General features: G+C 74.0%; 11 protein-coding genes. 7 read left to right on the forward strand and 4 right to left on the reverse strand.

Annotated elements, in window-relative coordinates:
- Positions 1 to 107 precede the first annotated feature (107 nt).
- Positions 108 to 1,043, forward strand: a complete 936-nt coding sequence (locus tag CXH06_RS16705; RefSeq protein WP_114856334.1) for an ROK family glucokinase — start codon at positions 108 to 110, stop codon at positions 1,041 to 1,043.
- Between the two features lie 52 nt (positions 1,044 to 1,095).
- On the opposite strand, the gene CXH06_RS16710 is transcribed toward CXH06_RS16705, so the two are convergent.
- Together CXH06_RS16710 and CXH06_RS16715 are read right to left on the reverse strand one after the other, a co-directional pair.
- Positions 1,096 to 1,644, reverse strand: coding sequence for a hypothetical protein (locus CXH06_RS16710; protein WP_114856335.1), 549 nt, complete (start codon positions 1,642 to 1,644; stop codon positions 1,096 to 1,098).
- Positions 1,641 to 2,423 (reverse strand): carboxylesterase, encoded by a 783-nt coding sequence (locus CXH06_RS16715; RefSeq protein WP_114856336.1) that lies wholly within the window; start codon positions 2,421 to 2,423, stop codon positions 1,641 to 1,643. The genes CXH06_RS16710 and CXH06_RS16715 overlap by 4 nt, the downstream gene beginning before the upstream one ends.
- Before the next feature lie 78 nt (positions 2,424 to 2,501).
- On the opposite strand from CXH06_RS16715, the gene CXH06_RS16720 reads away from it, so the two are divergent.
- Both CXH06_RS16720 and CXH06_RS16725 read left to right on the forward strand, forming a co-directional pair.
- Positions 2,502 to 3,221, forward strand: a complete 720-nt coding sequence (locus CXH06_RS16720; RefSeq protein WP_114856337.1) for a 1-acyl-sn-glycerol-3-phosphate acyltransferase — start codon at positions 2,502 to 2,504, stop codon at positions 3,219 to 3,221.
- An 88-nt stretch (positions 3,222 to 3,309) separates the two neighbouring features.
- Positions 3,310 to 4,704 (forward strand): class II 3-deoxy-7-phosphoheptulonate synthase, encoded by a 1,395-nt coding sequence (locus CXH06_RS16725; protein ID WP_198684096.1) that lies wholly within the window; start codon positions 3,310 to 3,312, stop codon positions 4,702 to 4,704.
- A gap of 52 nt (positions 4,705 to 4,756) precedes the next feature.
- On the opposite strand, the gene pknB is transcribed toward CXH06_RS16725, so the two are convergent.
- The gene (pknB, locus tag CXH06_RS16730) at positions 4,757 to 6,853 is read right to left on the reverse strand and encodes a Stk1 family PASTA domain-containing Ser/Thr kinase (RefSeq protein ID WP_114856339.1); all 2,097 of its coding nucleotides are present in this window, start codon (positions 6,851 to 6,853) and stop codon (positions 4,757 to 4,759) included.
- Positions 6,854 to 6,987: 134 nt separating this feature from the next.
- On the opposite strand from pknB, the gene CXH06_RS16735 reads away from it, so the two are divergent.
- The gene (locus CXH06_RS16735; RefSeq protein ID WP_114856340.1) at positions 6,988 to 7,341 is read left to right on the forward strand and encodes an Rv2175c family DNA-binding protein; all 354 of its coding nucleotides are present in this window, start codon (positions 6,988 to 6,990) and stop codon (positions 7,339 to 7,341) included.
- Between the two features lie 42 nt (positions 7,342 to 7,383).
- On the opposite strand, the gene CXH06_RS16740 is transcribed toward CXH06_RS16735, so the two are convergent.
- Positions 7,384 to 8,517 carry a polyprenyl synthetase family protein gene (locus tag CXH06_RS16740; protein WP_114856341.1) on the reverse strand — a complete coding sequence of 378 codons (1,134 nt, stop codon included), beginning with the start codon at positions 8,515 to 8,517 and terminating at the stop codon, positions 7,384 to 7,386.
- 150 nt (positions 8,518 to 8,667) lie between these two features.
- Between CXH06_RS16740 and CXH06_RS16745 the strand changes: the two genes are divergently transcribed.
- The 3 genes from CXH06_RS16745 (at position 8,668) to CXH06_RS16755 (ending at position 11,516) form a co-directional block, all read left to right on the forward strand.
- Complete coding sequence (locus tag CXH06_RS16745; protein ID WP_114856342.1) at positions 8,668 to 9,819, forward strand: hypothetical protein; 1,152 nt, start codon at positions 8,668 to 8,670, stop codon at positions 9,817 to 9,819.
- A gap of 50 nt (positions 9,820 to 9,869) precedes the next feature.
- On the forward strand, positions 9,870 to 11,042 hold the full coding sequence (locus CXH06_RS16750; RefSeq protein WP_114856343.1) for a homoserine O-acetyltransferase: 1,173 nt from the start codon (positions 9,870 to 9,872) through the stop codon (positions 11,040 to 11,042).
- Between the two features lie 69 nt (positions 11,043 to 11,111).
- Positions 11,112 to 11,516 (forward strand): universal stress protein, encoded by a 405-nt coding sequence (locus tag CXH06_RS16755; RefSeq protein WP_114856344.1) that lies wholly within the window; start codon positions 11,112 to 11,114, stop codon positions 11,514 to 11,516.
- The last annotated feature ends 108 nt before the right edge of the window (positions 11,517 to 11,624 follow it).

The following is an 11,624-nucleotide window of genomic DNA, read 5'->3' on the forward strand; positions in this document are numbered from 1 at the left end:
GATGGGCTCCGACAGGCAGGCGGGCGGGGGAATCCCCCCGCCGCGCGGCCGCACCCCGTGAGGGGGACGCACCGCCGCGAGGCGACAGAACGAGCAGAAGGAGCGGCATGCTCTCCATCGGGGTGGACATCGGCGGGACGAAGATCGCGGCCGGAGTGGTCGACGACGAGGGCGAGATCATCGCGTCCACGACGCGGAGCACGCCCGCGACGGATCCCGCGCTGATCGAGGCCGCGGTCGCCGATGCCGTCGTCGAGCTGCGGGCCGATCACGAGGTGGTGGGCGTGGGCGTGGGCGCCGCCGGATTCGTGGGCGCCGATCGCCGCACCGTGAACTTCGCGGCCAACCTCGCCTGGCGCCAGCACCCGCTGGCCGATGAGCTCGAACGCCTCACGGGCCTGCCCGTGGTGGTGGAGAACGATGCGAACGCGGCGGGCTGGGCGGAGTACCGCTTCGGCGCGGCGACCGGGGCCGTGCACATGCTCATGGTCACCGTCGGCACCGGTCTGGGGGGAGCCATCGTCATGGATGGCCACCTGGTGCGCGGCGGCGCGGGCTTCGCCGGCGAGATCGCGCACATGACCGCCGTGCCCGACGGCCAGTGGTGCGGCTGCGGTCGCCGCGGCTGCCTCGAGCAGTACACCGCCGGCACGGCGCTCGTGCGCACCGCCGCCCACCGCGCCGCGGCGGGCGATCCCCTGCTGGATCCCCTGATGGCCGCTGCCGGCGGCGTGCGCGAGGAGATCGACGGGCCCCTCATCACCCGCCTCGCGCAGCAGGGCGATCCGGGCTCCGTCGAGCTGATCGGCGGGCTCGGCTCCTGGCTGGGACTGGGCATGGCCTCCATCTCCACGCTGCTGGACCCCGACGTCATCGTGGTCGGCGGCGGCGTCGCGGCGGCCGGTGACCTGCTGCTGGATCCGGCGCGCGAGGCCTACGCCGCGAACCTCACCGCGCGCCGGCATCGTCCGATCGCGCCGTTCGTCCTGGCGAGCATGGGCAACCGGGCCGGCATCGTCGGCGCCGCGGACCTCGCCCGCTGAGGGGGCCGCGCCGCGGAGTCGCGAGCCGCGTCCGGCACGGCGGTCGCGGGCGCTACACCTGAGCTCCGTGGTCGCCCTCGTCGCGCCGCTCCCGAGGAGCTCGCCACAGCAGCGAGACGATGCCGCCCAGGGCCGCCACGGCGCCCACCCAGCCGAGAGCGGTGGGCAGGGCGGTCGAGATCGCGACCACCAGGATCAGGACGAATCCCCCCAGCAGCGCGGTCCACGACCACAGCAGCGCGGAGGTGGGCTGCGGCAGATCGGGGTCCGGAGGCTCGAAGTCGCCGTAGATCACCTCGTCGTCGTCCAGCTCCCGCGGACCCACCGCACCGCGCAGCCCGGCCGTGGGGTCGTGGCCGCCTGCCGAGGGGTGCGCGGCGCGGGAGCGGGCGCGGGACTCGGCGCTCGGCGGCTCCGAGGGGGAGTCCGGGCCCTCGACGAACCCGTCCGGATCCTCGTCCGACGGGCGAGGGTGCTCCCCGGCGGCCGGTTCATGGGGTGCCTCGCCCGGATGCAGCTCGAGGCCCTCGAGCTCGAGCATCCGGGCGAACTCGGCGTCGACGTCCCGCGGGTCGTGGGCATGGGGACGGTCGGAGCTCATCGCGCACCTCCCACCGGTGAGGGGACGGGGACATGGTCCTCGAGGAACCGCGCCGAGGTCTCGAACAGCAGCGCGGCGTCATGGTCCAGCGGTGCCAGATGGTGGCTGCGGCGCAGCGCCAGGCGCTCGACCTCGCCGCTCACCCGGGCAGCCACCAGGTCGCTGTCCGAGGGCGGGACCGTGTGGTCGACGCTCGAGGTGGCCAGCAGCAGGGGAGCCCGGACGGCGCCGAGGTCCCTCCGGGTGGTGCCCAGCAGCCGGCGCAGCTCGACCACCGCCCGGACGGGCAGCGCGTCGTACGCCTCCTCGCGCACGCCCGGGCGCGCGATGTCCGAGCCGATGCCGGCGAGGGTGGGCACGAACGGGGCCAGGAGCCCGGCGAGGTGGGCCGCGCGGGGAACCGTGATCCCGGGATTCACCGCGACGAGCACCGCGATCCGGTCCTCGAGCACCGGATCCTCGGCGAGTGCGAGGGCGAGCGCACCGCCCATCGACAGCCCGCCGACGGCGATCGGACCGAGCTGGTCGGACAGCTCGAGCGCCGCGTCCCGCACGCAGCCGTACCACTCCTGCCAGCGGGCGGCCGCCAGCTCCCGCTCGCTGCGGGCGTGGCCGGGAAGGAGCGGCAGCTCCACCTCCCAGCCACGAGCGGCATGGTCCTCGGCCCAGGGGCGCAGGGACTGGGGCGAGCCGGTGAATCCATGGCACAGGAGCAGCCCGCCGCGCGGGTTAGAGTGACCCCGCGCGCGCCAGGGACGGGACTGTTCGCTGAACGCCATGTGTCCATGGTCGCATCTGCGCCCGCATGCTACGTCGCCCTCGAGCTCGCTCCGCGGAGCCCGACCCCAGGAGTCCCCGTGCTGTACGAGATCGCCAAGCCGTTCGTCATGGGGGTGGTGCGGGTGCTGTGGAACCCGAGCATCACCGGGGTCGAGAACATCCCGGTGACCGGCCCGGTGATCCTGGCCTCGAACCATCTGGCCTACTCCGACACGGTCTTCCTGCCCGGCCAGGTGCGCCGCTCCGTGCACTTCCTGGGGAAGTCGGACATCTTCGCGGGGACCTCGCCGGTCAGCCGTGTGATCGCCGCCGTCATGCGCGGGCTGCACGTGATGCCGGTGGATCGCAGCGGGGGCGGCGCCTCCCGCTCGGCGATCGAGGCCGGGCTCGAGGTGCTGTCCGCCGGCGAGGTGCTGGGCATCTTCCCCGAGGGGACCCGCAGCCCGGACGGACGGCTCTATCGGGGCAAGACGGGCGTGGCGCGCTTCGCGCTGGCCACCGACGCGCCGATCGTCCCGGTCGCGATGAACGGGGCCTTCGAGGCGCAGCGGGGGCGGCGCTGCTTCCCGCACCGTCGGCCGCGGATCCGCGCGGTCGTCGGCGAGCCCGTGGACGTGCCGGCGATCGTGGCGCGCCTCGAGGGCGCCGAGGAGGCGCGGATCCTGCGGGCCGTGACCGACGCGGTGATGACCAGCATCCAGGAGCTCTCCGGACAGGAGCGGGTGGACATGTACGCGGCCGAGCGGAAGCGCGAGCTGCGGGCGGCGGCCGAGCGCTCGGGAGGCGCGGACGGGTGAGCGGCCGTCCGCGGCGCCGGCGCTCCTGTGCAGTACCGCCCACTGGGACCTGCACGCCGCAGCCGGAGGGACTGGATACCCTGTCCGCGTGACTGCATACAGCCCTGACGCCCCCGCTCGCGCCCACGACTTCTACCTGTCCTCGGCCGACGACGGCCTGGCGGCCCTCGGCGCGTGGCGCGAGTATCCGCGGGTGCAGCAGCCGGTGTGGCCCGACGAGGCGGAGCGCGCCGCGGTCTTCGAGGACCTGCGGGCCGCCCCGCCGCTCGTGTTCGCCGGGGAGGTCGACGTCCTGCGGGACCGGATCGCGGCGGCGGCCCGCGGCGAGGCCTTCCTGCTCGCGGGCGGAGACTGCGCGGAGACCTTCGCCGACTCGACCGCCGATCGCATCCGCAACAAGATCCGCACGATCCTGCAGATGGCCGCGGTCCTCACCTACGGCGCCTCGGTGCCGGTGGTCAAGATGGGCCGCATGGCCGGTCAGTTCGCCAAGCCGCGCTCGGCCGACGAGGAGACCCGCGACGGCGTCACCTTGCCGACCTATCGCGGGGACGCCGTCAACGCCCACGCCTTCACCCCCGAGTCCCGGATCCCCGATCCTCATCGCCTGTGGACGACGTACACCACCAGCGCCTCGACCCTGAACCTCCTGCGCGCCTTCACCGGCGGCGGCTTCGCGGACCTGCGCGAGGTGCACTCCTGGAACCGCGGCTTCACCTCCGGTGCGGGGTACGACCGCTACGAGGAGCTGGCGGGCCAGATCGACAAGGCGATCCGGTTCATGGACGCCATCGGCGCCGATTTCGACGCCCTCAAGGTGGTCGAGTTCTACGCCTCGCACGAGGCGCTCCTGCTCGACTACGAGGAGGCCCTGTCCCGGATCGACTCCCGCACCGGGGAGATCTACGGCTGCTCCGGCCATCTGCTGTGGATCGGCGAGCGCACCCGGCAGCTCGACGGTGCGCACGTGGACTTCATGGCGCGGCTGCGCAATCCGATCGGCGTGAAGCTGGGGCCGACGGCGACCGTCGACGACGCGCTGCGCCTCATCGATCGCCTCGACCCCGAGCGGGAGCCCGGACGCCTGACGTTCATCACCCGCATGGGGGCCGCCACCATCCGCGACCGTCTCCCCGCCCTGGTCGAGGGAGTCCGTGACGCCGGAGCCCAGGTGGCGTGGATGACGGACCCGATGCACGGCAACACCATCACCTCCTCCAACGGATACAAGACCCGCCGCTTCGAGGACATCCTCGACGAGGTCGTCGGCTTCTTCGAGGTGCACCAGGCGCTCGGCACCGTCCCGGCCGGGCTGCACATGGAGCTCACCGGCGATGACGTCACCGAGGTCCTCGGCGGCAGCGGCGAGATCGACGAGGAGGGGCTGACGCGCCGCTACGAGACCCTCGTGGATCCGCGTCTGAACCACCAGCAGTCCCTCGAGCTGGCCTTCCTCGTCGCGGAGATGCTCTCCCGCCGCTGAGCCGCCCGGCGCGCCGTCGCGGTCCTGCGGCGGTGCGCTCGCGGGGCCGGGGTCAGAACACCTTGATCGTGACCGTCGAGCCCTTCTCGAGCTCGCCGCCGGCGGCCGCGGACTGCTCGTAGACGAGGCCGAAGACCGGCTCGCCCTTGTCGTGCACCACCTCGACCGTGAAGCCGGCCGCCTCCAGGGCGGCCTTCGCCTCCGCCTCCGGCTGCTGGAAGACGTCCGGGACGCTGACCATCTCAGGGCCCAGGGAGGTGACCAGGTGCACGGTGTCGCCGCGGTGCCCGGTGCCGGAGGCGGGGTCCTGCGAGATGACGGCGCCGCGCGGGACGGAACCGGAGTGCGCCTGCGAGGCGGTCACCGTGAAGCCCGCGCTCTCGAGCGTGGACCGGGCGCTCGAGCCGCTGGAGCCGCGCTGGTCGGGGATCGCGATCGGCTCACGCCCCTGTGAGACGACGACGTGGACCTCCCCGCCCTCCGGCAGCGCCTCGGCGTCCGCCGACTGCGAGAGGATCTCCCCGGCCGGCGCGCTCTCGGAGTACTCCGGATCGTCCTCCACCAGCTCGAGCCCGCGCTCCTCGACCTCGGCGCGGGCCGTGTCGAGATCGGTGCCCACCAGGTCCGGGACCGGGAACGTCTGCTCACCCCGGGAGACCACCACGTGGACGTCGGCGCCCTTCTTGACGGTGGCACCCGTCGACGGCGTCACGTCGATGACGTGCCCGGCCGGGACGGAGGCGTCGAAGCGCTCCTCGGTGCTGACGGCGAGGTCCTCGGCCGTGAGGGCGGCATCCGCGTCCGCCAGCGGCGTGCCGGTGACCAGCGGGACCGTGCGGTCCGCCCCGGGGCCCTCGTTGAGATACCAGTCGGCGCCGGACCAGGCGCCGCCGCCGAGGGCGGCGACGAGGCTCAGCGTGGCCAGCAGGGCGAGGGGGCGCGAGCGCCGGGGCGTGCCCGGGAGCAGGTGGCGTCCGCGGGGACCGCGCGGCGGGCGCATGATCACGATCCGCGGTGTCTCGTCCTCCTCCGCCTCGGGGCTCCGCGGCGCGGGGTCCGTCGCGGTGTCGGTGCCGATGCCCTCGTCGGTGTCGGTGTCGGCGGTGTCGGCCAGGACGTCCTCGTCCGTGTCGCGCGGGACGTCGGGGCCCTCGCCCTCGGCGGCGAGGAGGTCGGCGGGGAAGGCGCGCGGGCCGCGGTCGAGCTCGGTGAGGGCCTCGTCGAGGGGCGCGGTCACGAGCGGCAGGTCCGAGGTGTCGGGGTCCTCGTAGGGGGCGGGACGGACGTCGAGCGCGGTGTCCGGGAGGGTGGCGGACAGCTCCCGCACGGCGCGCAGCATGTCCGCGGCAGTGCCGGGGCGCTGCCCGACGGGACGGGCGGCGGACCAGGTCACCAGGGAGTCGAGCTCTCGAGGGATGCCGCTGACCAGGGTGGACGGGGCAGGGATGTCCTCGTGCACGTGCTGGAAGGCGATGTGGACCGGCTGATCGCCGAGGAAGGGCTGGCGCCCGGTGAGCATCTCGAACAGCACCACGCCCAGGGAGTAGAGATCGCTGCGCTCGTCGGCGTGCCCGCGCGTGACGTGCTCCGGGCTGATGTAGGCCACGGTGCCCAGCAGGGTGGCGCTCGCCGAGGAGCTGTTCGTCCCGATCGCCCGCGCGAGGCCGAAATCGGCGACCTTCACGATCTCCTCGCGGTCGATGAGGATGTTCTCCGGCTTGATGTCACGGTGGACGATCCCCGCCTCGTGCGCGGCGACCAGCGCCTCGAGCACCTGGGCGGTGATCTCGAGGCTCTCGCGGACCGTCAGGCGCTCCTGGGCGACGATGCGGGAGCGCAGCGTCTCGCCCTCGACGAGCTCCATCGCCAGATAGATCCGGTCCTCGTCCGCGCCCTGGTCGAACACCCCGACGACGTTGGGGTGGGCGAGCCGGGCCGCGGAGCGCGCCTCGCGGCCGAAGCGGCGGCGGAAGTCCTCGTCCATCGCCAGGTGGGGATGCATGATCTTCAGGGCGACGACGCGATCCAGGCGCTCGTCGTGCCCGCGGTGCACCGTGGCCATCCCGCCGCGAGCGATCGGCTCCTCGACCCGGTAGCGGTCGTCGAGGAGCAGGCTGATGCCGGGGGAAGTCGACGTCGCCGCGCTCACGGGCTCAATGTATGCGGCCCCGGCGCGGGGAGGCCGCAGCGACACACGGCGGGGGTGGGCGGAAGTGTGAGGTGCGGCCCGTCCCGCACGGGGCACGGCGTGCGCCGGCGCCCCGGGCGTGGCACGCTGGTCCCGTGACCGATCTCGACGCCCTCATCACCGACTGGCTCCCCCTCCCGGACGTCGCGGAGCGACTGGACCTGGAGGTCTCGCGCGTCCGCCGCCTCATCGAGGAGGGGCAGCTGATCGCCGTGCGCCGTGGCGACCCCGTCCTGCGCGTGGTGCCGGAGGCGATGATCACCGACGGCGAGGTGACGCCGCACCTGGCGGGGACGATCACCATCCTGCGCGACGGCGGCTTCGAGGATGAGGAGCTCCTCGCCTGGCTGTTCACCCCGGACGAGTCGCTGCCCGGGCGGCCGATCGATCACCTCCGCCGAGGTCAGCGCGGCGAGGTGCGGCGTCGCGCGCTGGCTCTCGCCCTCTGAGCGCACCGGGGCCTCGAGGCCGCGCCGCCCGGCACGGCCGGATCACCCGGGCAGCGAGTCCACGTCGGTGGCCTGAACGGCGAGAGCGGTGAGGCCCGCCCGGCCGAGGTCCCCGATCCCTGCGCCGCGCTCGAGGATGGCCTGGGCCCGCGCGGCCCGACTCCGCACCTCCTCGGCCACCGAGGCGACGGCGCCGGTGGAGCGCATGAGCGCATGCACGGAGGTGATCTGCTCCGGTGTCGCGTCGCTGCGGCCCACCACCGACTCGAGCAGGGCGCGGCCCGCGGCATCCGCCGCCGCCTCGGTCCTCGCCAGCAGCACGGTGCGCTTGCCCTCGACGATGTCGCCGCCGATCGGCTTGCCGGTCTCGTCCTGGTCGCCCACCACGCTGAGCAGGTCGTCCCGCAGCTGGAAGGCCGTGCCGACCTCGATCGCCCAGTCCCCGAGGGTCTCCAGGACCGGATCCGACGCGCCCATCAGCGCGGCGCCGAGCCGCACCGGGCGCTGCACCGTGTAGGGCACCGTCTTCCAGCGGATCACCGAGAGCGCCGCCTGCTCCCGGTCCGGGGCGGAGTCGAAGCCGCCGGCCTGATGGAGGATGTCGAGATACTGCCCCGCCATCACCTCGGTGCGCAGCGCATCGAACTCCTCCCGCGCGCGGGAGCTGCGCGAGCCTCCGTCGGTCACCGGCGCGGCCAGCTGCTCGGCCCAGCTGAGCGCCAGGTCGCCGAGCACGATCGCGACGCCGATCCCGTAGTCCTCGGGGGAGCCGCGCAGCGCGCCGCCGCGATGCCGTGCGGCGGCCTCGACGTGCAGGGCCGGACGGCCGCGGCGCACCGGGGAGTGGTCGATGACGTCGTCGTGCATCAGGGCTGCGGCCTGCACCAGCTCGATCGCCGCACCGCAGCGCGCCAGGGCGTCGAGCTGGTCCGCGGAGGGTTCCGCGTCCAGCGCCGCGACCGCTCCCCAGAAGCAGAAGCGGGGGCGCAGCAGCTTGCCGCCGTCGAGGTAGCCGCCCAGCGCATCGGCGAGCGTCGCGGCCTCGGGGGAGATGTCCTCCAGGTGCCGGCGCCGCCGTGCGATCTCCTCGTCGGTGACACCTGCGACCCGGGCGATCAGCTGCTCGTCCAGGGCGAGCAGGCGCGCGGGGGCGGGAGGGGACTCGGCAGGGGACATCGGGGGATCCTTTCTCACGGCACCGCGATCATCCCACGTCGGCCTGGGCGCGCTCCCTGCGCGCTGCACCGTTCCTCCCCAGGCGTCCGGCGTCCCCAGCGGCCGCCGACCGGCCCCGGCGAGTCCGCGGATCGGCGAGGGTCTTCGCTCATGACCCGTCACACCCCGCCCACCGATCCCGGACCGCGTCTGCCCTCGACCCATGACCCCTCCGAGCTGCTCGCGGAGACCCGCCTCAGCCTCTGCGAGCCGCCCTCCGACTGCCTGATCCTGGCAGGGGAGGGGCTTCCGGGAGTCCTGCCGCTCCTCACCCGCTCCCCGCTGCGCGACCTGCTGGCCACGGGCGGCGGCGACCGCCTGGAGGAGCATCTGGAGCTCCTGCGTCGGCGCGGCGTCGAGCAGGTCCGGGCACTGGTGGTGGTCGGTGACGGCTACCAGGCGGTCCTCGAGAGCGTGAGCGGGGACGTCCTGCGCCGCGCCGGGGCAGCGGTCCGGGCGGCCGCGGCGGCGGGGGAGTGCCAGCTGCTCACGGTGAGCGCCGCGGCGAACGGCGCGGCCTGGGAGCTCCTCCCCCTTCGGGGCTCCGGTCGGGAGGAGGCGGTGGAGGTCCTCCCGGTGGGGCCCCTGCGGGAGTTCTCGGACACCCGGGCCGCGGCCGCGGCCGTGCTGCGCGGGCGGCCGATCGGGCACGAAGGGCCGCCGGCCGCGATGCTGGAGGGCATCGGGCGATCCCTCCGCCTGCCGGTCCCGGACCTGGGGTCGAGAGCAGATCCCGGGGCACTGTTCAGCGCGGCGCGGGGAGCGCTGGAGCACCTCCGACGAGGCGACGACCCCGCCGCGGAGGCGGAGTGGATGACGGAATGTGAACCGATCGCGGCGCTGCTGTCCGCGCTCGCCGTGGATCGACTGCAATGGGAGCTCCTCGCGCAGTGCGTCGAGCACGGCGGAGCGGGGGCCATCGACCGCGAGTCCCTCCTCCAGGTGCTCGTCAGCGACCCCCGATGGACTCCGCATGCCGACGTCTGCGCAGGTGGGAGCTGGTACAGCGCGCTCGGTGAGCTCCGGCTCGTCGCGGCAGCGGCATCCGATCACACCCCGCGCGCCGAGCGGGCGACGGCGCGCTCGGCCTGGCGCGCCCTCACCTCCCTGCTGGTCCTGCTGGCGTGGTGGAACCACCGCTTCGCCACCGCCGGCGGTCTCATCGACGAGCTCCGGGATCGGGAACCGGACTCGACTCTGGCACCCTTGCTCTCGAGAATGACCGACACCCCGATCCGCCCTGCCTGGTGGCCCAGCCGCTGAGCCGGTGGGCGCGAGCGGCGTCGCGGAGGGAGCAGGAAGGAGCACCGCCGATGACGGTCCTCGGAGAACGGCGCGGCGTGGCTGCGGAGCTCGCGCCCACGGCCCCCGTGCCGGACGGAGGGGCCTGGCGCCCGGAGCACGGTGCCGGCGATCGCCGCTTCGCCCAGGTGGGGCCGCTGACCCTCGAGAGCGGCGCGGTGCTCGAGGAGGTCACCCTGGCGTACGAGACCTGGGGGACCCTCGATGCGGACCGCGGCAACGCCGTCCTGGTCCTGCACGCGCTGACCGGCGACTCCCACGTCCTCGGCCCCGCCGGCCCCGCCCACCCCAGCCCCGGCTGGTGGGAGGAGATGGTGGGTCCCGGCCGTCCGATCGACACCGACCGTCACTTCGTCATCGCCCCGAACGTGCTCGGCGGCTGCCAGGGCAGCACGGGCCCCAGCTCCCCGGCACCCGACGGCCGTCCGTGGGGCTCGCGCTTCCCCGCCGTCACCACCCGCGACCAGGTCGCTGCGGAGCGCCGTCTGCGCGAGGAGCTGAGGATCCCCGGATGGGCCCTGGTGATCGGCGGCTCGATGGGCGGGATGCGCGCCATCGAATGGGGCGTCACGCACCCCGACGAGGTCCGCCGCCTCGGCGTGATCGCGTCCTCCGCCCGCGCCACCGCGGACCAGATCGCCTGGAACAGCGCACAGATCGCCGCCATCGAGGTCGACCCCGGCTTCCACGGCGGGGACTACTACCACCTCCCCGCCGCGGAGGGACCCCATCTGGGCCTCGGCATCGCGCGCCGGATCGCGCACACCACCTACCGCACGGCCGAGGAGCTCGAGACCCGGTTCGGCAACCGGCCCCAGGGCCGGGAGGATCCCCTGGACGGACAGGGCAGGCACCAGATCACCAGCTACCTGGACCATCACGCCGCCAAGCTCGCCCGGCGCTTCGACGCGAACTCCTATCTCACCCTCGCGCGCTCCATGAGCACCCATGACGTGGGGCGGGGCCGCGGCGGCCTCGAGGCCGCCCTGGGGCGGGTGCGCGCCCGCACCCTGGTGGTCGCGATCGATTCGGACCGGCTCTTCCCGCCCGCGCTCGTCGACGAGATGGCCGAGCACATCGAACACGTCGACCGGCACCTGGCACGCTCACCGATCGGGCACGACGCCTTCCTCACCGCCCATCCGGGCCTCGCCGAGTGGATCAGTGAGCTCATGGATGGCTAAGCTGGGCGGACGCGGCGCTTCGGCGCCAACGATGCGCCGCCGTAGTCGCCGTGAAGAGGGAGAGGTCGCATGACCATCGTCGTGGGGTACTCCCCGTCAGGACAGGGGGCCGCCGCCCTGAAGGCGGCCGCACGCTACGCCCGCCGCACCGGCGAGGGACTGATCATCGCCTCGCACCAGTACCGTGACCGGGACAAGGGGTTGTCCGCCGCCTCCGAGGACGAGGTGCTCGCCGCGCTCGCCGAGACCGGCAGCGAGCTCCCCGAGGTGACGGTCCACAGCTGCCCGGACCGCGACATCGGCGAGTTCGTGCTCGCGGTCGCGGAGGAGGCCGCGGCGAGCCTGGTGGTGATCGGCCTGCGCCGCAAGCCGCCGATCGGCAAGCTCAACCTCGGCGCCGGGGCGCGCCGGGTGGTGCTCGGCGCGCAGTGCCCCGTGCTCGCCGTCAAGGATGATCCTCGTCTCCCGGCCTGAGATCGCGAGGATCCGCTCCGGGGTGCCGGGAATAACCCCGCCGCACGGGCGTTATACTCGACAGGCTTGACGGCATCGCGCCTTCGCGCGCCGTGAAACCGGTGGGAA

This window comes from Brachybacterium sp. YJGR34 (assembly GCF_003347015.1).
In the GTDB taxonomy this organism is placed as follows: domain Bacteria; phylum Actinomycetota; class Actinomycetes; order Actinomycetales; family Dermabacteraceae; genus Brachybacterium.